Source organism: Methylobacterium pseudosasicola (assembly GCF_900114535.1).
Taxonomy (GTDB): domain Bacteria; phylum Pseudomonadota; class Alphaproteobacteria; order Rhizobiales; family Beijerinckiaceae; genus Methylobacterium; species Methylobacterium pseudosasicola.
Window position 1 is genome coordinate 130,840 of record NZ_FOTK01000012.1, and the last position, 19,494, is coordinate 150,333.

The window sequence follows — 19,494 nt, forward strand, 5'->3', positions numbered from 1 at the left end:
CCCGTGTTCGACACGGGGGATGATGCCATGCCCGAGTTCGTCGCCAGCCTGCTCGCCGCAGCGGCCTTCTGCCTGACCCTGCTGGCGCTGAACGCGCTGACGCGGTTGCTGATTCAGGCGCATTGGGCGCCACCGGATCTCGGCGAATCCGGCTTCCTCCAGATCGGCAGCGCCCTCGTGGTCGCCCGGGTCGCCTACCGCCGGGCGCCGCATCGCCAGATGGACTAGTGTATCATCCCGAAAGGTGGTTTCCGGCTTTCGGGATGATGCAGAGGCAAAGCCTCAGCGCAGGAAATCCCCAAACGCGCGCGGGCCATTGCCAGTTGGGATGGTCGTCAGCACCTTGAGCGTGCGGGCGTCGAGGACGCTCAGCGTGTTGTCGCCCCAATTGGCGACGTAGAGCCGGCCCTCGGCATCCGCCGCGATGCCCTCGGGATGGTCGCCGACGTCGATGTCGGTGATCGGCTTGAGGGTGGCGAGGTCGAAGGCCGTGACACTGCCGGCATATTGGTCGGTGACAAAGCCACGGCCTTGCGACAGCGCGATCACGTAGGGCCGCCGGCCGGTGGGAATCCGGGTAATCTCGCGGCCTGCCGCAAGGTCGATGACCGAGACGTCGTCGCTCGTGACGTTCGCCGTGTAGGCGCGCCCGGCTGCGGCATCCAAGGTGATGCCGAACGGGTGCTGGCCGACGGGTATCGTCTTCGTTTCCTTGCGGGCCTTGGCGTCAACCACCGAGACCGTATCGGCCTCCCGGTTGGCGACGTAGAGCGTCGCGCCGTCCGGCGCGATGGCGATGCCGGAGGGCGAGGCGCCGACCGCGATCTCGCCGTCGGGAACGAGCGTGCCGTCGCGCTCGGTCAGCACGAACAGGCGGTGGCCGTACCAATCCGCCACGTAGACCGTGCCGCCCTTCGGATCGGCGGCGACGCCGAGCGGACCGCCGGGCAGGGGCACCTCGGCGTCGACGCGGCCGGCATCGAGGTCGAGCACGGCGAGGCCGTGGCCCTCGGGCCGGGTGACGTAGGCGCGCTTGCGGTCGGGCGACAGAGCGATCCCGGCCGGGGCCCCGTCGAGGGCGATGCTGCGCACCACCTTGCCGGCGGCGAGGTCGACGATTTCGACCGCGCCGCCGAGCTGGGCCGTCACGATCGCCTCCCGCGCCGGTTCGGCGCGGGCCAGCGTCGCGACCAGGGCGAGGCCGGCGGCGAGCGCCGCGCCGCGCCTGGTCAGGCTCACGAGCCCTTCTCGACCTTGGCCTTCAGGTTGGCGAGGCTGGCCTTGATCCAATCGCCGACGCCCTTCTCGGAGGCTTCGTCGTTCAGCTCGGGCGGCGGATCGTTATTCATGTAGCCGCGGTAGAAGGCCGCCTTCCACTCGACCTTGGACTTGGCGTCGCCTGCCGGCTCGACCGTGATCGTCGCCGAATAGTCGTTGGCCGGCAGATCCTTCACGTCGACCTTCTCGATGTAGTACGAGAACAGCTTGTCGTCCGGCTTGTACTTGTTGCTGGTCTCCTGAATCTGGTTGCCGTTCTTCAGCGTCAGGGTGCGCTTGAACTTGGTCGGCACGTCGCCGCTGACTTCGGTCTTGGTGACGTTCTGCATCCAGTCGGCGTTCTTCACGTCACCGACCACCGCCCAGACCTTGTCGGCCGGCGCGTTGATCTCGATCGACTCGGAGATCTTGCGCCGGGTCGGGCCGTGGGCCTGCGCGGTCGCCGCCACCAGGGCGGCCGTGGCCGCCAGGGCCAGGGTCATTTTCTTCATCGTGTCCTGCTCCTCCCGCCTCTAGGGCGCATTCCGGTCACGGGGATACCGGTTTCGCACCCGAGAGGGTTTCACAAGTGAGTGTCAGAGCCGCATCCCAGGGATTGGATACGGCTCTAGCGTGCATCCCGATCAAGGAGGCGCGCCTCGGGGCCGAGGGCCGCCGCGACCTTGTCCTCGATCCAGCCCCAGGCCTCGCGCTCGCGCGGGCCCGCGGTCTTGGCGATGGCGATGGCGAGGTAGGCCATCTCCGTCAACACCTTGTCCGGCTCAAGCATGTGGAGCCGGGTCGAGAGGATCGCCGCCTCCAGCACCGCGGCCTGCGAGCGGTTGTAGCCGATGAACGGCGCGTGGGCGGCGGAATGGACCATGCGGCCGCGGAAGCGCGGTCTTGTCTCGTGGTCTTCCACCGACGCGACTTCGAACTCGGCGTGGCCGAAGCTGTCGGCAAGCCGCCGGCCGGGAATGGCCGCGCAGGCCACGGTCGGCCATTCGCGCCGCCCGGTCACCGCCCCGGCGATCACCCGGATGTCCCGCGGGCTCGAGGCCGCGAAGCACGGGTTGGCCTCGAGATTGGCGATGGTCGGGGAGGGCCGGAACGGCGCCAGGACGTAGCCGTCTGCCTCGCCGATCAGTCCGAACGGCACGAGGTGCAACTCGCCGGAGGGCGCGAGCGTGGTGACGATGGTTTCCAGGATCAGCGGCATGGTTCAGGCCCTGTCCGTCGGCACCAGCCGGCCGCAGACCAGCTTGGTCGTGGGCTGGGGCGTCTCGGGCGCCGCCTCGTTCCGGGCCTCGGCTTCCGTGATCGTCTCAGGCGCGTCGGCATCCGCCTCGGGCTTCACCAGCCGGGCGTCGCGGGTACCCGGCGGCGGCGCATCGGGGCCGGAATGGCGGGTATGGCCGGCTTTCTTGAAGGCGGTGGAATCCTCGACCTCAGCGTCGGCCGCGCAGCCCCAGTCGAGGGGCTCGTCCTGCACGTAGCGCTTGCCGAGCCGCCAGGCGGTCTCGGCCTTGGCGAGCTCGGCTCCGAGATAGAAGGCGTGGGCGCCGTCGCTCTTCACGTCGAGATCGGGGAAGAAGGCCATCGCGTCGGTGCCGACCCTGTGGACGTCGCGGTTGTAGACGTGGATCCCGTCCTCGGCGACGGCGATCCGGTAATTCGGGTCGCGGACCTCGGCGGCGGCCTGGGCGACCTCTGCGGCGGTCTGCACGAAGGGGCGCTTGTCGTGAAGGGCCAGCAGCGCCCGTCCGTAGCCCTTGGGCAGGGCGGAATCGACTTTCGCCGCGTACATCACCCGCCGGGCGGCGTCGTGTTCCTCGACGGTGCGGCGCGTGTGATTGGAGACCTGGACGATCAGCACGTTGCCGATCGACAGTTCCGAGCACATCCCGACCAGAAGTGCGGTGACGCCCAGCGAATCCGCCTCGGTCAGCTCCGTGAGGTTGCCGGTGCCCATCATCATCTGGATGTCAGGCCAGCGGGCGCGGGTGTCGCGGTAGCGGCTGATCGAATCCACGAAGCCGTGGTGGATCGGCTCCAGGATCGGATCCGCCAGGAACGGTTTTCCGGCCTTCAGCATCCGCTCGATCGCCCGATCGAGGGACGGCATGTCGTCGGGGCGCAGGGGCACTAGGATCGGTACGGCGTCGGTCTCGAAGGCGAGGTCGAGGGTGTCGATATTCAGGCTCAGCAGGTAATCGGCGCCCGCGCGGGCGCCCCGGGCCAGCTCGTCCTGGGAGAAAGAATCGACGCTGACCTTGAGGCCGGCGCCCTTCAGGGCCGCGACGGATTCTTCCAGATGCGGGAAAGTCGTGTCCGGCAGGCCGCCTAGGTCGATCACGTCGGCGCCGCGGCGGGCGAGGTCGAGCCCCTTGGCCAGGATCGCGTCGGGCGTCATCTTCGAGGCGTCGACGATCTCGGAAAAAATCCGCAGATCGTGCTTCGACAGGTCGACTTTGCGGCCGGCGAGGCCGAGCCAGGCCGGCAGATCGACCACCTCGTCCGGGCCGCGCTCCACCGGCAGGTGGAAATGCTCGGCCAACCGGGCGGTATCGGCCCGGCAGCGGCCGGGCAGGACGATCCGGGTCGCGCCCTCGGGGATCTCGACCCGGCGGCGGATGATCTCTTCGGTCATCAGCGCGGCGACCTTCACGCCGGCATCCGCGATGCTCCAGCGGATCGTCGCCGGCAGTCCGGCCGCGACTTTTTCGAGGCGCGCCCGGGCGAGGCGGCCGGTGACGAAGACGATGTGCTCGGGGGCGCTCACGCGGCCACCCGCTGCTGCAGCGTGACCCGGCGGGTCGGCCCCCAGATCGCGATCGGGCCGCCGTAGCGCGCCGCGAAGGCCGGGAAGGCGGCGTCCACCAGCCCGCGGCGGCCCAGAAGGCCAGGGGATTCATTGGCCACAGCGTCGGCGGACTTCACCAGCACGCAGCATCCGGCACGCAGGCGCGCAGCGAGCCAGAGCGCGAGGCTGTCGGAGGTGACGTCCCAGCTCTCGGGGATGTCGGGATGACCGGCGCGCAGGCTGGCCGGATCCCAGACGAGAGCCGCAGCATCGTCAGCCCAGGGCTCGACACTGCGGGTCAGCCGCGGCTCAAGGTCACAAAAAAATGCGGCCATGCGGCCCATCGCGTCGAGGGCGCGGCGGTGTGCCTCCGCTTCGTCGAAGCCGTCGCGGATCTGATCCGCCCGAACGGCATCCGCGAAGGCGCCGCCGCCCGGCACGACGACGCAGCGTCCGTGGACGCCCTCGGCCACCTCCGCCAGCAGGGCGCGCAGCCGCGCCGGTGCGGACTCCAGGCTGCCGCCGATCTTGAGGACCGTCGTCACGCGGCGTCCCGATGGTTCGACCGCAGGGCGCGCACGGCCTCGGCGACCCGCAGGGGATCGATGCCATTATGCCGGTCGAAGTCGCGGCACAGGCCGCCGCGGAAGCCGAAATAATCCGGGCGGTGAGCGCTGAGGACCGGGATGTCGGTGACGCGCAGCGAGCCCGCTAGCCCGCTCATGAGGCCGTGGGCGCGGCAGGCCGCCGTGAATGCCCCGAGCGCCTCCGGCTCGGCGAGGTCGGGCAGACGTGCGCCAGTCTTGCCCGACGTGTCGATCATCGCGCCCGCGAAGCCCGCCCGGGCTAGGGCCGGAACGCACTGAGCCGCCGGGCCGTCCTCGGCAAACAGGACGGCGATCAGGCGGCTGGGGGCCGCCGCCGTCAGGGCGGCCATCGTGGCCTTGTCGCGCCTGTGCCGGGCGTCGAGACCGGTCTTCACCCAATCGACCCCGGTCCGGGCCATGGCGGCGACGGAGCCGGGGGTCGGATCGGCCACAGCGCTGGTGACGGCCGCGCCGGCGACCCGGGCGACAATTTCCGCCACCAGTTCCATGTCGAGGGCGCCGAGCGCCCCGCGCTCCGGATCCTTGGCATCGATCAGGTCGGCCCCGGCGAGCTGGGCCGCCTCGGCCTCGGCCAGATCGCGGACGCTGACGAGGAGCCGGGGCAGGGGCCTGGAGACGAGGCCGGGTGGAACGGGGAACGCGGACACGGATCTCTCAAGGACTGGCGGCGCTGGATCACGACTTGCCGGGCAGGGGCTCGGCGAGCAGGCGGTTCTTCACCACCCAGCGCATGGCATGCGCCCAGGTGTCGTCGGTATCGGCCCGGATCGTCACCTGCCCGCCCCGCACCATCTTGCCGGTCTCGGCCTCGGCGATGGTGACGTTCAGGTTGAAGATCTGGCCGGATCCCTTCTCCACATAGCCGGTCACGACGAGGTCCGCACCCAGGCTCTTGGCGATGTCGGCCGCGCAGCCGTTGCACTTGTAGAGCGGGCCTTCCTTGGCGACCACGTCGGATTTCGGCGCCGTATCGACGATTTCCAGGCCGGCCTGGCTGTGCAGCGCGTTGCGCAGCTCGTCGGTGACCAGCGCGAGCTTCTTGGTGTCCACCGGCCGGACCCGCGTGCCGTAGCTGGCGCCGGGATCGAACAGCTCCACGGGGAAGATCGCGGCCTTCTCGGCGGCGGCGACGGGACCGGCCAGGAGGCAGGCGGTCACCGCGCAGGACAACAGGTGGCGCATCCTCGGGGCTCCCTCTCGATGTTGGATGCCGTGGCGATCGGCGTCTTTGACCACCATAGCTCGGGCGAAGGGACAATTTGGCAATGTACATCGCCGCGTGCTTGGCCCACGACGCGAACGTGATCATTCGCCAAGAAGCCGCGGTTGAGCGGCCGGATCGGAAGCTGCTAGAGGCCGCGGACATGCACGATCCTGCACACGCCCCGGCCCAGCGTCACACTCTGTCCGCCCGGTCCCGGGCCGGGCTTCGCGCCGTTCTCGTGGCGGGCGCGCTGCTGGCGCCCCTCGCCGCGCTGGCACAGCAGCCCGCGCCGCAGCCGATCGACACCCATATCGGGCTGATCTACCGGCCGCAGCCGGCGCCGTCCTCCTACGATGCCGAGGCCGCCCCCGAGGACGAGGGTCTGGCCGGCGCCAAGATGGGCATCGCCGACAACAACACCACCGGCCGCTTCACCAAGCAGACCTTCGCCCTGGACGAGGTCGCGCTCACCGACGAGAAGCCCGACGCCGTGGCGGCTGCCAAGGAGCTCATCGCCAAGGGCGTGAACTACCTCGTGCTCGCCCTGCCGGCCGACGCGGTGCTGGCGGTGGCCGACGCCGTGAAGGAGACAGGCGCGGTGGTGCTCAATGCCGGCGCCCCGGACGACCGCCTGCGCGGCGCCGATTGCCGCGCCAACGTGTTCCACATCCTGCCGTCCCGGGCGATGCTGACGGATGCCATCGCGCAGTACCTGACGGTGATGCGCTGGCGAAAGATTTTTCTGATCGTCGGCCCGACCGACGCCGACAAGGCTTACGCCGAGGCGGTACGCAACTCCGCCCGCAAGTTCGCCCTGAAGATCACCGCGGAAAAGCCCTGGACCTTCGGGCCGCTCACCAAGGCCCGCGGCGATACCCCGACCCGGGCCGAGGCGATGGTCTTCACCCGCGGCCTCGACTACGACATGGCGATCGTGGCCGACGAGGAGGGCGACTGGGGCGATTACGTCTCCTACCGCACCGTCGATCCGCGCCCCGTGGGCGGCACCCAAGCGCTGACCTCGACCACGTGGTCGCCGGTCCTGGAGACCTGGGGGGCCGCGCAGGCCCAGAACCGCTTCCGCCGCCTCGCCTCACGGCTGATGCGCCCCCTCGACTATCAGGCCTGGGCGGCGGTCCGGACCGTCGGCGACGCCGTCACCGCCAAGAAAACCAACGACCCAGCGGTGATCGCGCCGTACCTGGTTGATCCGGCCTTCAACCTGCCCGCCTACAAGGGCGTCTCACTGAGCTTCCGTCCCTGGGACCACCAGCTGCGCCAGCCGGTGATCGTGGTCCAGCCCAAGGCCCTGGTCTCGGTGGCCCCCGAGCAGGGTTTTCTGCACCAGCGCACGCCCTTGGACACGCTGGGCGTCGACCTGCCCGAGACCACCTGCAAGTTCAAATGAAGCGCTCCGTCGCCTGCGGCGATGGCGAGCGGCCCGCGCCCTCGCAACCCGCGGACGACGCACTACAATCGATTGTCGAGAACGTCCTTCGAGGACGCCGGGACGTCACAAGGGAAGGAAGTCGCATGCGCCGCCGCGTCGAGGCAGGTCTGAGTGTGTTCGCCCTCGGAGCGTGGTTCGCCCTCGGCGGGCCGGCCCTGGCCTTCACAGCCTACGTGACCAACGAGAAGGGCAACTCGGTCAGCGTCATCGACACGACCACCATGGCCGTGACCGCGACCTGGAAGGTCGGGCGCCGGCCCCGCGGGATCACCGTGTCGAAGGACGGCAAGGAGGTGTTCGTCTGCGCCAGTGACGACGACCGGATCGACGTGCTCGACACGAGCTCCGGCAAGGTCGTCCGCTCCCTCCGCTCGGGCCCGGATCCGGAGCAGTTCATCCTCGATGCCTCTGGCAACCCGCTCTACGTCGCCAACGAGGACGACAGCCAGGTCACGATCATCGACATCGAGAAGAACAAGGTCCTGGCCGAGGTGCCGGTCGGGGTCGAGCCGGAGGGGATGGGCCTGTCGCCGGACGGGAAGATCCTAGTCAACACCTCCGAGACCACCAACATGGCCCATTTCATCGACACCAAGACGTTTCAGGTGATCGACAACGTGCTGGTGGATGCAAGGCCGCGGTTCGCCGAGTTCACCGCCGACGGCAAGTTCCTGTGGGTCTCGGCCGAGGTCGGGGGCACGGTCAGCGTGATCGACGTCGCCCAGCGCCGCGTGGTGAAGAAGATCACCTTCAAGATCCCGAGCGTGAACGACGAGGCGATCCAGCCGGTCGGCATCCGCATCACCAAGGACGGCACCAAGGCCTTTGTGGCGCTGGGTCCGGCCAACCGGGTCGCGGTGGTCGATGCCAAGTCCTACGCGGTCGAGAAGTACCTGCCGGTAGGCCAGCGGGTCTGGCAGCTCGCCTTCACACCCGACCAGAAAATGCTGTTCACTACCAATGGCACCTCCAACGACGTCTCGGTGATCGACGTAGCCGCCGAAAAGGTGGTCAAGAGCATCCCGGTCGGCCTGCTGCCCTGGGGCGTCGCCATCTCTCCAAACTAACTCTTTTCGAATTTTGCAAATGCGCTGGGCGGGCGGCAGGACTGGCCATGCCGCCCATGAAGCGGAAACGATCGCCGAATTGGCGGCATAGGGGTAGGAACGACATGATGCGGATGTTTCGGATCGCAGCCCTCGCCCTGGCCGGCCTGTTCGCGGCCGGTCCGGCGTCCGCCCTCGATCTGACCAAGAAGCGGGAGAACCTGCCCGACCTCGTCCTCGGCGACGATCAGGGCAACGATTTCGCGGTCGAGAACCGGGACATCACGCTCGAATCCGGCAAGGCCTACCGGCTGCGCGTCGTCGCCAAGGGTGGCCAGGAGTACAAGTTCTACGCGCCGGAGTTCTTCCGCTACATCTGGCTCAACCAGATCGTCATCGAGCACAAGGAGATCCACGGCGGCGGGCCGCCCGATCACCTCGAATTCGATGAGCCGGGCGAGATCGCCGTCGAGTTCGTCGCGATCAAGCCGGGGGCCTACAAGTGGGAGGCCCGTGGCCTGGAGGCGAAGGGCATGACCGGCACGTTGACGGTGAAGTGATGGGCGCCGTGTTCGGAATTAAGCCCGCGTTCCCCGCTGCGTTTCCCTCTCCCCTCTGCGGGGGAGGGTGGCCCCTGCGTCAGCAGACATCGGGAGAGGGGAACTCGGGTTCAGAAGTTGGCGGAGCTGGTGTGAAGGCTGGCGCTTTCTCCTGCACCGTTGCTCCCCTCTTGCGCCCCCCCTCGGGGGCCACCCTCCCCCGCAGAGGGGGGAGGGGGCTCGCGCTCGGCCTTTTTGCCCTTCTCCTGACAACGCCCGCCCTCGCGGCGGACGACGCCGCCTCCTGCGCCGCGGGCATCACAATGATCCGCGATGCGCTGGCGGCGAACCCGTCCGAGACCGCGCTCCCAAAACTCAAAAAGGCCCTCCGGGTCGCCGAGCGCGAGCAGAAAGAGGGCGAGTTCGACGAGTGCCTCGACGCCGTCGCGGATGCCCGCAAGGTCCTGGGCCGATGAGCGAGGCCGCGCTGCTGGTCGAGCATGTCGGCCACCGCTTCGGGGCCCGGGCGGCGCTCGATGACGTGTCGCTCACGGTCGAGCGCGGGCGTTTCGCGGCCCTGCTCGGGCCCAACGGCGCCGGCAAGACAACTCTGTTCTCGGTAATCACCCGGCTCTACACCAACCAGAGCGGCCGGGTCTCGATCTTCGGCCATGGGCTCGATCGTGAGCCCTCCCGGGCCCTGGCCCGGCTCGGCGTGGTGTTCCAGGCCCGCACCCTCGATACCGACCTTACCGTGGAGCAGAACCTGCTCTATCACGCGAGCCTCCACGGCATCGCCCGCAAGGCCGGGAAGCAGCGCGTCGGCACGCTGCTCGACCGGGTCGGCCTGGCGGACCGGCGCCACGACAAGGTCCGCACGCTCTCAGGGGGACAGTCGCGCCGGATCGAGATCGCCCGCTCGCTGATCCACCGGCCGGACCTGCTGCTCCTGGATGAGCCAACCGTTGGGCTCGATGTCGAATCCCGTGCCGATATCGTGGCCATCGTCCGGGCGCTGGTGCGCGAGGAGGGGCTGTCCGTCCTCTGGGCGACCCACATCTTCGAGGAGATTGCTTCCGAGGACGACGCGGTGGTGCTGCACCGCGGGCGTATTGTCGCCCGGGGTCGGGCCGGGGATATCGGTGCGCCCGGTGAGGGCCTGGCCGACGCCTTCCGCCGCCTCGTCGCCGAGCCGGGGAGGGCGGCGGCGTGAAGAGTGTATTGCCAGCTCAGAATTGGGCGGGATCGCTTCGCCGCGCACCATCGGCTCCGTCCGCCTCCGGGCGAGACGCGGGTCCCCTCTCCCGTGCGGGAGAGGGACAGGGTGAGGGGACAGGTTTGTCCGGACAGCGCGCACCCCTCAACCCAGCCCTCTCCCACACGGGAGCGGGAGTACGTCGCGTCCGCTGTGCCCCTCTGCGCGACCTTTGCCACCGCGGCGGCGCGACCCAAATCGGCTTGCCGCGTAGAGGTCCGCTCACATGACGACGCCTCTCGCCACGGCCGTTCCGGCGCCCCCGACCCAGAAAACCGCGCGCCAGATGGGGCGGCTCGATGCGGTCGGCTATCTGATCTGCCTCGGCGGCATCGTCCGGCGGGAATTGCTGCGCTTCTTCAACCAGAAGGAGCGGTTCTTCTCGGCTCTGGTCCGGCCGCTCGTGTGGCTGTTCATCTTCGCGGCGGGGTTCCGCAACACCCTCGGGGTGTCGATCGAGCCGCCTTACCAGACCTACGTGCTCTACGAGGTCTACGTGGTGCCCGGGCTGGCGGTGATGATCCAGCTGTTCAACGGCATGCAATCCTCGCTCTCGATGGTCTACGACCGCGAGGTCGGGTCGATGAAGGTGCTGCTGACCTCGCCCTATCCGCGCTGGCTGCTGCTGCTCGCCAAGCTGATCGCCGGCGTCTCGGTCTCGATCGTGCAGGCCTACGCGTTCCTGGCGGTGGCGTATTTCTGGGAGACCGACATCCCCCCGCTCGGATACCTGGCGGCGCTCCCGGCCTTCCTGGCCTCGGGGCTGATGCTCGGGGCGATCGGGCTGTTCCTGTCGTCGCTGGTGCGCCAACTGGAAAACTTCGCCAGCGTGATGAACTTCGTGATCTTCCCGATGTTCTTCGCCTCCTCGGCGCTCTACCCCCTGTGGCGCATCCGGGAATCCTCGGAAACGCTCTACTGGATCTGCGAGTTGAACCCGTTCAGCCACGCGGTCCAGCTCGTCCGCTACGCCCTCTATGTCCAGTACGAGCCGGTCGCCTGCGCGGTCGTGATCGGCGTGACCCTCACCTTCTTCGGCATGGCGGTCGTCGCCTACGATCCCGGTCGCGGCATCATGGCCCGGCGCGGCGGCCCGGCCGGCGACACCAACTGATGGAAAACGCTCGATGAACCGCTTCGCCACCCGCGCGCTCTATCCCGTTCTTGGTCTCGCCTTGCTGAGCGGTCCGGCCTTCGCCCAGCCGCGGCAGGATCCGGACTGGCCCTGCGTCCAGCGCAAGGTCGCGACGCTCAGCGCCGGCCAGTTCTGGACGGGGCCGGACATCGCCGCCGCCGGCGACTGGGGCAGCGACAACGACGCCGCCGTGCTGGCTCAGAAGATCGCGTCCCGCCGCACCGAGCTGTCCCAGGTGGGGCCGCTGCTCGACGGCTTCGCCGAGAAGCTCGGAGCCGACAAGGACGCGAAGGACAAGGCACTGACCCGGGTCTACGCCGGCGTGTTCGAGGTCATCAATGGCGAGCGCGACAAGGTGATGGGCGGGATCGCCCGCTACGCCCAGGGCCAGCGCCGGATGGCCGAGCGGATCCGCGACGAGGCTGACAAGATCAGCCAGACCAAGGACGCGCCGAGCGCCACGGACGCCACCGAGCTGCCGAAGGACCAGTCGGAGCTGGAGACCAAGTTCGCCTGGGACCGCCGCATCTTCCAGGAGCGCAGCCAATCGCTGACCTATGTCTGCGAGGTTCCACAGTTGCTGGAGCAGCGGCTCGGCGAGATCGCCCGGTTGATTCAAGCCCGTCTCTGATCGGGCGAACGAAGTCCCAGGAATGGGATTGCCGAATTATCCCGGGTGCCTTGCCGGATACTCCCTAAGCTGCTGAAATCGTTGCAGAAACTGTTGCCGTAACATCACGTGCGCCGGCGTTCGATATCGGTATATCCGAAAGATTGCCGAAACAGTGCGCGCGTGGTTTCCCATCAATTGTGTCCTTTTCCTTTGCCCTCCAAGAGTGAAGCCAAGCTCGAAAGCAACGAGCGCGGGTTCAAGGCAAGGGGATTGGGATGTCACTGAGGGCGCTTCGGAGCAGCCTGGTCGCGTCGGCGTCGGTTTTGGGCGGGGCGATGCTGCCCAGCGCCGCACAGGCGCAGAGCGCGGTGACGCTGGGCGAGATCAGCGTGGTCTCGACCTCGCCGGTGGGTTCGGGCGGCGGCAATTCGAGCCGCGTCCAGAACCTCAACGGCCCGGGCGGGCTCGAGCCCGCGGGTTCGGCGCCGCCTCCGCTGGGCCCAGTCCGCCTGCGGGGCAGCGAGCAGCCGCTCTACAAGATCCCCAGCACGGTCGAGACTGTCACGGCCAGTGACATCACGGTGGACCGCGGCAGCGACAACATCGTGGCGACCCTCGCCCGGCGCACGCCCGGCCTCAACCTGTCCGACTCGCAGGGCAACTCGAACCGGCCCGACGTCACCTATCGCGGCTTCACCGCCTCGCCGGTCCAGGGCGTCCCGCAGGGGCTCGCCGTCTACCAGAACGGCGTGCGTATCAACGAGGCCTTCGGCGACATCGTCAACTTCGATCTGATCCCGCCGCAGGCGATCCAGCGGATCGACGTCGTCACCGGCAACCCGGTCTTCGGCCTCAACGCGCTGGGCGGCGCGGTCAACATCCAGATGAAGAACGGCTTCACCTGGCAGGGCACCGAAATCTCGGCCTACGGCGGCTCGGACGCACGCACCGCCGGCTATCTCGAATACGGCAAGGTCTCCGGCCCGTGGAGCGTCTACTTCACCGGCGACGGCCTGAACGACCGCGGCTGGCGCTACGAGAGCCCGAGCACGATCGGCCGGCTCTACGGCGATATCGGCTACCGCTCGCAGGATTCGGAGTTCCACCTGATCGGGCTCGCAGCCCGCAGCTTCTTCGGCGCCGCTGCGGCGACGCCGGTGGATTTCACCCATCGCGACCCGCGGGCGATCTTCACCTACCCGCAGACCACCACCACGGAGGTCGGCACGATCCAGCTCACCGGCCGGGTCGACGTGTCGCCGACCTGGGATCTGGCCGGAAACGCCTATTTCCGCCGCTTCAGCCAGACCTATGTCGACGGCAACGACGGCAATTTCGAGAATTGCAGCACGCGCTCCAGCTTCCGCGGCAACCTCTGTTTCGAGGATGACGGCTTCAGCCCGGCGGCCGGCCAGTCGCAGCTCGCCTTCCGCAACCAGTTCCTGATCCTCGGCCAGCAGAACCAGCGCGTTCCGTTCCGGGCCGGCATCCCGTACGGCACCCTGGATGTGACCAACACCGAGGCGACAGGCTTCGGAGGCTCGCTGCAGGCGGCCAACCGCGACCGGGTGTTCGGCCTGCCCAACACCTTCGTGGTCGGCGGCAGCATCGATGCCGCCAACTACTCGTTCAAGTCGTCCAGCACCCTGGGCGTGATCAACCCGAACCTGTCGATCACCACCGACCCGAACAACCCGTTCTACGGCAACATCCCGGGCCTCGGCACGCCGCAGCTCCGGACCGCCGGCGCGCTCGGCATCGCGCCGAGCTCGGTCAACGGCTCGAACCTCTATATGGGCCTCTACACCCTCGACACCCTCGACGTGACCGACCGTCTGTCGCTCACGGCCGGCGCGCGGCTCAACTTCGCCCGCATCCAGAGCGAGGACCTCACCGGCTTCTCGCCGGACGTGACCGGCACGCACTACTACAACAAGATCAATCCGGTCGCCGGCCTGACCTACCGCTTCGCGGACGCGCTGAACCTCTACGGCAGCTACTCGGAATCGAACCGCGCCCCAACGCCGCTGGAACTGGCCTGCGCCAATCCGGACCGGCCGTGCCTGCTGCCGAACTCGCTCGTGGCCGATCCGCCGCTCAAGCAGGTCACCGGGCGGACCTACGAGGTCGGCTTCCGCGGCCAGCTGCCGAACACCTATGACGGCGGCATCATCACCTACAAGATCGGCGCCTTCCGCACCGACCTGACGAACGACATCCTCTCGCTCGCCACCCCGGGCAACACGGCCCGTGCCTACTTCGTGAACGTGCCCTCGACCCAGCGTCAGGGCATCGAGGTCGGCAGCGAGTACACGGCCGATTACCTGCGGGTCTACGCCAACTACGCCCTGATCGACGCCACCTTCCAGTTCAACGGCACCCTGTCCTCGCCCAACAACCCGCTCGCGGATGACGGGGCGATCCAGGTCCGCAAGGGCAACGTCGTGCCGCTGGTGCCGACCCATCAGTTCAAGACCGGGTTCGACTACTTTATCACCCCCGACTGGCAGGTCGGCCTCTACCTGCAGGCCTTCTCGTCCTCCTACTACCGCGGCGACGAGTCGAACCTGAACCGCAAGCTGCCGCCCTACTATGTGATGAACTTCCAGACGAAGTATCAGGTGACCAAGAACCTGGAAGTGTTCGGCCTCATCACCAACCTGACCAACAACCGCTACGCCACCTTCGGCACCTTCGCCGAGCCGGGTGCGGTTGCCGGCAACCTGCGGATCAGCGATCCGCGGACCACGACCTTGGCGCAGCCGCTCTCGATCTATGGCGGCATCCGCTACGCCTTCGGCGCCGACCCGGTGCCGATGTCGCCCGAGCCGATCATCCGCAAGTACTGAGATACGCCGTCGTCATGGCAGGGCGCTCCGCACGGTCTTCGGGCCGGGCGGGGCGCCCTTCGCGTTTTCGGACCCCGAGGCGCAACGCCGTGCGGCCTCACGCCTCAGGAACGGGGTTCGGCGCCCTGCGTCTCTTCCCGGAACGGCGGACGCCTCGGCCGATCCACAGGATCGCAGCCGGGCACGCCCTGAACGTTACGGAGACACGCCTCGATGATGATGAGATTCGCGCTCGCTGCCCTGGCCCTCGCCGCCGCCACGCCCGCCTGGGCGACCCCGTGCGCCGACGAAGTGTCCACGCTGCAGAAGCGCCTGGACAGCGCCGGCGCCGCCTCGGTGACGGGCACGACGCCCCCCGGCGGCACGACCTCGTCGCATTCCGACAAGGCGCTGGCGACCCCGCCGGCTCTGACGAAGGGCGATGCCGACGTGAAGCCCACCGCCTCGGGTGTTGACGAGGCCAAGAAGCTCGTCGCCAAGGCCGCCGCCGAGGACAAGGCCGGCAATGCCGAGGCCTGCCGCAACACGATCATGCAGGCCAAGGAAAAGGCCGGCGCCCTGCCGTAGGGCTTGATCAGGTCGGCGCCCGAGAGGCGCCGACTCGACCGCTCAATACGCGTTCTCAGTCTTGAACAGCGCGAACGGCGTGGTCAGCAGGATCTGCATGTCGAGCAGAACTGACCAGTTCTCGATATAAAACAGATCGTGCTCGACGCGCCGTTGCAGCTTCTCCGACGTGTCGGTCTCGCCCCGCCAGCCGTTGACCTGAGCCCAGCCGGTGATGCCGGGCTTGACCTTGTGGCGGGCGAAATAGCCGTCGACCACCTGATCATACAGCGTGTTGGCCGCCTTGGCCTGGAGCGCGTGCGGGCGCGGCCCGACCAAGGACAGGTCGCCCTTCAGGACGTTGAACAGCTGCGGCAGCTCGTCCAGCGAGGTCTTGCGGATGAAGCGGCCGACCGGTGTCACCCGCGGATCGCCGCGCGTGACCATCCGGGCAGCACCTGCGTCGCATTGGTCGACATACATCGACCGGAACTTGAACACCTCGATCAGCTCGTTGTTGAAGCCGTGGCGCTTCTGCCGGAACAGCACCGGCCCGCGCGAAGTGAGCCGCACCGCGAGCGCCACGCCGATCATCAGCGGCGACAGGGCCAGCAGCATCATCAGGCCGACGCAGCGGTCGAACACGGCCTTCACCACCACGTCCCAATCGGCGATCGGCCGGTCGAACACGTCGAGCACCGGCACCGAGCCGAGATACGAGTAGCTCCGGGGGCGCAGCCGCAGCTTGGCGGCATGGGCCGAGAGGCGGATGTCGATCGGGAGCACCCAGAGCTTGGCCAGCATCTGGAGGATCCGCGCCTCGGCGGTGATCGGGATCGTGAACACGATCAGGTCGAGCCGGGCGTGCCGGGCATAGGCCACGAGGTCGTCGACATTGCCGAGCTTTTTGTGTCCGGCGACCGTGTCTGAGGAGCGGTCGGCGTTGCGGTCGTCGAACACCCCGACGATGCGGATGCCGCTGTCGCTCTGGGCTTCCAGGGCGGCGATCAGCTCCTCGGCGGGCTTTCCGCCGCCGACGATGGCGGTGCGGCGGTCGAAGCGGCCGGCGCGGGTCTGGGCGTCGACGATTCGGGAGAGGGCGAAGCGCCCGGACAGCAGGGTCGCGAGACCAGTGCCGTAGAAAGCCGCGAGCCACAGGCGCGAAGTATGGTCGGCGATCTTGGCGAGCACGAGCAGGGCGGCGACCATCAGGAAGGTCATGGACCAAGCGGCGATCAGCCGGATCGCCGTCTTGGCGAAGGTCCGGAAGGCCGAGATCCGGTAGCCGCCCGAGGCCTGGATCAGCGCCACGGTGAATCCGGCGACGAGCCCGATGACGCCGGCATAAGTCAGCCCGAACGGCACCCGGCCGCGCAGCATCAGCAGGTGCAGCAGCGCGCCCAGCGCGAAGATCAGGGCGAATTCGAGCGCCCGCACCAGCCCGGCCACCACCACCGGCGAGATCGCGGACGGCCCGGGCGCGAGCGTCTCCGCCCGCTGACCCACGCCGCCGCGGGCGGCAGCCGCCGGCCCGTCGAGAGGTCCGGCGGCCTCGAGAAGATCGCGGATATCGAACGCGCTCATCGATCGGCTCCTCCCGGGCGAGTGGCCGGGCCTCAAGTCACATCATCTGTTTCCATAGGCCGGAAACTGCCTTTCAGCATGATGCTCTGGGCCAGGACCCTCGCACGAGGCATCGTATAAAAACTTAAACACGCGCCCGCCGGGATCTACTTCCGTCATGGCAAGCGCGCATTCGGGGTCACATGCGCGTGTTCCCGCTTTCAGGCCGTGCGCGCCTGGGCGAGCTTGCGCGCGCCGACACTGACGCGCTCCTCCCGGGCCTGGAACGCCGCCGCATAACCCGAGACGACATCGGCCCCCATCCGCTCCAAGGAGAACCGCTGGTGGATGGATTCGCTGAGCGCCCGCACGCGGGCCGCAAGCAGGTCCGGGGCCTCATCGAGCACGTGGCGGATCGCCCCGGCGAGGGCTTCAGAATCGCGGGACGGGACGAGATCATCCGCCATCGGCCCGAAGATTTCGGGAATGCCGCCGACGCGGGTGGCGACCAGCGGTTGGGACGCGGCTGCCGCCTCCAAAACGACGTAGGGCAGGGATTCCGCGAGCGACGGCACGACCAGGATGCGACCCCGGGCCAGCACAGACCGGATCGCCTGCGGCGGCTCGAAGGACGCCGCGTCCGAGAGGCCGAGCCGCTCAACCATGCTGCGCAAGCTCTCGGCATCCGGCCCGGATCCGACCATCAGCAGCCGCAGCGGCCGGCCCTCGGCGCGCAGGCGGACCAGGGCTTCGAGCAGGTAGGGCAGGCCCTTCGCCTCGCGCAGCTCGCCGACATAAAGCAGGTCGGCGGCATCCTCGGCCAAGGGGACGGGGGCGAACTCGGCCTCGGCGATGCCGTTATGCACGATCCGGGTCACCTGCTCCGGGCCGCCGACGAAGGCCCGGTGCCGGCCGGCGACGTACTCGCTCTCGAACAGGAACGCGTCGGTCCGGCGGGCAAGCACGGCCTCGGCGGCCATGTAGGTCCTGTGGAGGGCGCTGCCGGGACGGTAATTGTAGCTGCCGCCATGGGGCGTGTAGGCCCGGATCGCCGAGGCCGGCGCGAGGCGCGCATAGACCCCGCCCTTGGCGCCGTGCCCGTGGAGCACGGTGGCGCCGACGGCGTGAGCCCTGCGCGCGACGGCCCGCAGGCAGGTCCAATCCGACAGGTGCGGGTTGCGCCGCATCGGGATCCGGACAAGGCCAAGTTTCAGGGACGGCATCAGCTCGGCCAGGGCGCGCTCGCCGCGCTCGCCGCCGGTGCTGGCGTCGCAGACGATGCCGACCGCATGGCCTGCCGCCGCCTGAAGGCGGGCGAGGTCCATCACGTGCCGGAACAAGCCGCCGACCGGCGCGCGGAACACGTGCAGGATGCGGTGGCGCTGGGGGTTTCGGGTCTCGTTCGGCTCGGCCGCCACGGTATCGCTCCCGGGAATAGCAATCCCGGTACTGTGGTGCAGCGGCCGTCGCAGTAAACTTAAACGGAACTCAGCTCGAACAGCCTTTTCGGCGAGAAGGTAAGCAGAGTTTTACTGCTGTGGATCAATTCACGTCAGCGGCAGGCCGTTCAGGCTGGCCCAGATCGTGCCGTAATGGCAGGCGGTCGCGGCCAGCACGAAGCCGTGCCAGATCGCGTTCTGAAACGGCAGCGTCCGCCAGACGTGGAACAGGACGCCCACCGAGTAGAGCAGGCCGCCGATCGCCAGCAGCCATAGGGCGGTGGGTTGCAGGGCGGCGATCACCGACTCATAGGCGAGCAATCCGCTCCACCCCAGCAGCAGGTAGAGGGCGATCGAGAGCCGGTCGAACCGGCCCGGCAGGAACAGCTTGACCGCGATCCCGATCAGCGCGACCAGCCAGATCACCGCCAGCAGGACGTAGGCGCGCGGGCCGGAGCCGACAAGCGCCACGAGAGGCGTGTAGGTGCCGGCGATCATCAAGTAGATCAGGGCGTGGTCGGCCCGGCGCAGGAGCCATTTCCGCGGGCTGACAGGGTAGAGGTTGTAGACCGCGGAGACGCCGAGCATCAGCACCAGGGCCGTGGCGTAGAGCACCACCGCGGCCCGCTCGCCGAAGCCCAGATGGGCGGTGAGGGCTGTCGCCACCAGCGCCGCCGCGCCGGCGAGGCCGAAGACGACCCCGAGCCCGTGGATCACGCCGTCCGCCACGATCTCGCGGGGCGTGTAATGCCACGTCAGAGTCAGCGGGCGACCATCCTCCGCGAGAGACATCATGAAGCCTCCTGCTACGCCTGCAGCCTAAAGCTTAAAAGCGCTCAGTCGTTCCCTATGCAAAGTGCTGACGCGGAGATTATCCCAAGGTTCTATTGTCGCGTGGTAAAAGTCTTGTTGGGCGTGGCCGCCACGCCCCACCGGTGTCTAAGAGCGCCTAACAGAACGGGCACGGATTGGGCGGGCGGGCGTTGGTCGTGATGGCTCGTCCGCTTCTGCCCGATGATCTCTGGACCGAGATTGCGCCGCTTCTGCCGCCGTCCCGCCCACGTCCAAAAGGTGTCCGACGGCCGATCGAGAACCGAGCTGCGTTGACCGGCATTCTGTTCGTGCTGCGCTCAGGCGTTCCGTGGGAGATGCTGCCAGCGGAGATGGGCTGCGGCTGCGGGATGAGT

Annotated in this window: 21 protein-coding genes; 11 read left to right on the forward strand and 10 right to left on the reverse strand. The window is 68.4% G+C overall.

From position 1 onward, the window contains the following. Nucleotides 1-27 precede the first annotated feature (27 nt). Nucleotides 28-228, forward strand: coding sequence for a hypothetical protein (locus tag BM228_RS13995; RefSeq protein WP_092041377.1), 201 nt, complete (start codon nucleotides 28-30; stop codon nucleotides 226-228). Between the two features lie 54 nt (nucleotides 229-282). On the opposite strand, the gene BM228_RS14000 is transcribed toward BM228_RS13995, so the two are convergent. From BM228_RS14000 to BM228_RS14030, 7 genes are all read right to left on the reverse strand, one after another. After that, complete coding sequence (locus BM228_RS14000) at nucleotides 283-1,239, reverse strand: YncE family protein (RefSeq protein ID WP_092041380.1); 957 nt, start codon at nucleotides 1,237-1,239, stop codon at nucleotides 283-285. Continuing rightward, nucleotides 1,236-1,769 carry an SRPBCC family protein gene (locus BM228_RS14005; RefSeq protein WP_092041383.1) on the reverse strand — a complete coding sequence of 178 codons (534 nt, stop codon included), beginning with the start codon at nucleotides 1,767-1,769 and terminating at the stop codon, nucleotides 1,236-1,238. The genes BM228_RS14000 and BM228_RS14005 overlap by 4 nt, the downstream gene beginning before the upstream one ends. A 116-nt stretch (nucleotides 1,770-1,885) precedes the next feature. Beyond that, nucleotides 1,886-2,476, reverse strand: a complete 591-nt coding sequence (locus BM228_RS14010) for a DUF447 domain-containing protein (protein WP_092041386.1) — start codon at nucleotides 2,474-2,476, stop codon at nucleotides 1,886-1,888. Nucleotides 2,477-2,479: 3 nt separating this feature from the next. Then, nucleotides 2,480-4,039, reverse strand: a complete 1,560-nt coding sequence (locus BM228_RS14015) for a DUF6513 domain-containing protein (protein ID WP_092041389.1) — start codon at nucleotides 4,037-4,039, stop codon at nucleotides 2,480-2,482. After that, a complete protein-coding gene (locus BM228_RS14020; RefSeq protein ID WP_092041391.1) occupies nucleotides 4,036-4,605 on the reverse strand; it encodes an amino acid kinase family protein in 570 nt (189 codons plus the stop codon). Before BM228_RS14020 ends, BM228_RS14015 begins: the two co-directional genes overlap by 4 nt. Beyond that, entirely contained in the window at nucleotides 4,602-5,315 is a 714-nt protein-coding gene (locus BM228_RS14025; protein ID WP_092041394.1) for a (5-formylfuran-3-yl)methyl phosphate synthase, read from the reverse strand. The genes BM228_RS14020 and BM228_RS14025 overlap by 4 nt, the downstream gene beginning before the upstream one ends. A 28-nt stretch (nucleotides 5,316-5,343) precedes the next feature. Further along, nucleotides 5,344-5,850, reverse strand: coding sequence for a DUF3280 domain-containing protein (locus tag BM228_RS14030; protein ID WP_092041397.1), 507 nt, complete (start codon nucleotides 5,848-5,850; stop codon nucleotides 5,344-5,346). 182 nt (nucleotides 5,851-6,032) lie between these two features. Here BM228_RS14030 and BM228_RS14035 point away from each other — a divergent pair, with 182 nt between their 5' ends. The 9 genes from BM228_RS14035 to BM228_RS14080 all read left to right on the forward strand — a co-directional run bounded on the left by BM228_RS14035 (nucleotide 6,033) and on the right by BM228_RS14080 (nucleotide 15,326). Continuing rightward, nucleotides 6,033-7,280 carry an ABC transporter substrate-binding protein gene (locus BM228_RS14035; protein ID WP_425284941.1) on the forward strand — a complete coding sequence of 416 codons (1,248 nt, stop codon included), beginning with the start codon at nucleotides 6,033-6,035 and terminating at the stop codon, nucleotides 7,278-7,280. A 125-nt stretch (nucleotides 7,281-7,405) separates the two neighbouring features. Beyond that, entirely contained in the window at nucleotides 7,406-8,389 is a 984-nt protein-coding gene (locus BM228_RS14040) for a YVTN family beta-propeller repeat protein (protein WP_092041403.1), read from the forward strand. Between the two features lie 104 nt (nucleotides 8,390-8,493). After that, nucleotides 8,494-8,928 carry a cupredoxin domain-containing protein gene (locus BM228_RS14045; RefSeq protein ID WP_092041406.1) on the forward strand — a complete coding sequence of 145 codons (435 nt, stop codon included), beginning with the start codon at nucleotides 8,494-8,496 and terminating at the stop codon, nucleotides 8,926-8,928. A 245-nt stretch (nucleotides 8,929-9,173) separates the two neighbouring features. Next, nucleotides 9,174-9,383, forward strand: coding sequence for a hypothetical protein (locus BM228_RS14050; protein WP_092041474.1), 210 nt, complete (start codon nucleotides 9,174-9,176; stop codon nucleotides 9,381-9,383). Then, nucleotides 9,380-10,120: an ABC transporter ATP-binding protein gene (locus tag BM228_RS14055; protein WP_092041411.1), complete on the forward strand. Its 741-nt coding sequence runs from the start codon at nucleotides 9,380-9,382 to the stop codon at nucleotides 10,118-10,120. Before BM228_RS14050 ends, BM228_RS14055 begins: the two co-directional genes overlap by 4 nt. A gap of 268 nt (nucleotides 10,121-10,388) precedes the next feature. Beyond that, nucleotides 10,389-11,276 (forward strand): ABC transporter permease, encoded by an 888-nt coding sequence (locus tag BM228_RS14065; RefSeq protein ID WP_425284942.1) that lies wholly within the window; start codon nucleotides 10,389-10,391, stop codon nucleotides 11,274-11,276. A 13-nt stretch (nucleotides 11,277-11,289) separates the two neighbouring features. Continuing rightward, nucleotides 11,290-11,928: a hypothetical protein gene (locus tag BM228_RS14070; protein ID WP_092041416.1), complete on the forward strand. Its 639-nt coding sequence runs from the start codon at nucleotides 11,290-11,292 to the stop codon at nucleotides 11,926-11,928. Nucleotides 11,929-12,185: 257 nt separating this feature from the next. Next, on the forward strand, nucleotides 12,186-14,759 hold the full coding sequence (locus BM228_RS14075) for a TonB-dependent receptor (RefSeq protein ID WP_092041419.1): 2,574 nt from the start codon (nucleotides 12,186-12,188) through the stop codon (nucleotides 14,757-14,759). A 213-nt stretch (nucleotides 14,760-14,972) separates the two neighbouring features. Then, nucleotides 14,973-15,326, forward strand: a complete 354-nt coding sequence (locus BM228_RS14080; protein ID WP_092041422.1) for a hypothetical protein — start codon at nucleotides 14,973-14,975, stop codon at nucleotides 15,324-15,326. A gap of 42 nt (nucleotides 15,327-15,368) precedes the next feature. Here BM228_RS14080 and BM228_RS14085 read toward each other — a convergent pair whose 3' ends face one another. The 3 genes from BM228_RS14085 to trhA all read right to left on the reverse strand — a co-directional run bounded on the left by BM228_RS14085 (nucleotide 15,369) and on the right by trhA (nucleotide 19,099). Continuing rightward, nucleotides 15,369-16,889 (reverse strand): undecaprenyl-phosphate glucose phosphotransferase, encoded by a 1,521-nt coding sequence (locus BM228_RS14085; RefSeq protein ID WP_092041425.1) that lies wholly within the window; start codon nucleotides 16,887-16,889, stop codon nucleotides 15,369-15,371. A 200-nt stretch (nucleotides 16,890-17,089) separates the two neighbouring features. Next, nucleotides 17,090-18,286 carry a glycosyltransferase family 4 protein gene (locus BM228_RS14090; protein WP_092041428.1) on the reverse strand — a complete coding sequence of 399 codons (1,197 nt, stop codon included), beginning with the start codon at nucleotides 18,284-18,286 and terminating at the stop codon, nucleotides 17,090-17,092. Between the two features lie 129 nt (nucleotides 18,287-18,415). Next, a complete protein-coding gene (gene trhA / locus BM228_RS14095) occupies nucleotides 18,416-19,099 on the reverse strand; it encodes a PAQR family membrane homeostasis protein TrhA (protein WP_092041480.1) in 684 nt (227 codons plus the stop codon). A gap of 200 nt (nucleotides 19,100-19,299) precedes the next feature. On the opposite strand from trhA, the gene BM228_RS14100 reads away from it, so the two are divergent. Continuing rightward, on the forward strand, nucleotides 19,300-19,494 hold a 195-nt coding region (locus BM228_RS14100), incomplete at its 3' end, for a transposase (protein ID WP_139234092.1).

Bases quoted from the DNA above. Each gene is read 5' to 3' on its own strand.
- BM228_RS13995 (WP_092041377.1), top strand. From the start codon at position 28: ATGCCCGAGTTCGTCGCCAGCCTGCTCGCCGCAGCGGCCTTCTGCCTG.
- BM228_RS14035 (WP_425284941.1), top strand. From the start codon at position 6,033: ATGCACGATCCTGCACACGCCCCGGCCCAGCGTCACACTCTGTCCGCC.
- BM228_RS14055 (WP_092041411.1), top strand. From the start codon at position 9,380: ATGAGCGAGGCCGCGCTGCTGGTCGAGCATGTCGGCCACCGCTTCGGG.
- BM228_RS14085 (WP_092041425.1), bottom strand. From the start codon at position 16,889: ATGAGCGCGTTCGATATCCGCGATCTTCTCGAGGCCGCCGGACCTCTC.
- trhA (WP_092041480.1), bottom strand. From the start codon at position 19,099: ATGTCTCTCGCGGAGGATGGTCGCCCGCTGACTCTGACGTGGCATTAC.
- BM228_RS14070 (WP_092041416.1), top strand. From the start codon at position 11,290: ATGAACCGCTTCGCCACCCGCGCGCTCTATCCCGTTCTTGGTCTCGCC.
- BM228_RS14045 (WP_092041406.1), top strand. From the start codon at position 8,494: ATGATGCGGATGTTTCGGATCGCAGCCCTCGCCCTGGCCGGCCTGTTC.
- BM228_RS14040 (WP_092041403.1), top strand. From the start codon at position 7,406: ATGCGCCGCCGCGTCGAGGCAGGTCTGAGTGTGTTCGCCCTCGGAGCG.
- BM228_RS14075 (WP_092041419.1), top strand. From the start codon at position 12,186: ATGTCACTGAGGGCGCTTCGGAGCAGCCTGGTCGCGTCGGCGTCGGTT.
- BM228_RS14030 (WP_092041397.1), bottom strand. From the start codon at position 5,850: ATGCGCCACCTGTTGTCCTGCGCGGTGACCGCCTGCCTCCTGGCCGGT.
- BM228_RS14065 (WP_425284942.1), top strand. From the start codon at position 10,389: ATGACGACGCCTCTCGCCACGGCCGTTCCGGCGCCCCCGACCCAGAAA.
- BM228_RS14080 (WP_092041422.1), top strand. From the start codon at position 14,973: ATGATGATGAGATTCGCGCTCGCTGCCCTGGCCCTCGCCGCCGCCACG.
- BM228_RS14010 (WP_092041386.1), bottom strand. From the start codon at position 2,476: ATGCCGCTGATCCTGGAAACCATCGTCACCACGCTCGCGCCCTCCGGC.
- BM228_RS14005 (WP_092041383.1), bottom strand. From the start codon at position 1,769: ATGAAGAAAATGACCCTGGCCCTGGCGGCCACGGCCGCCCTGGTGGCG.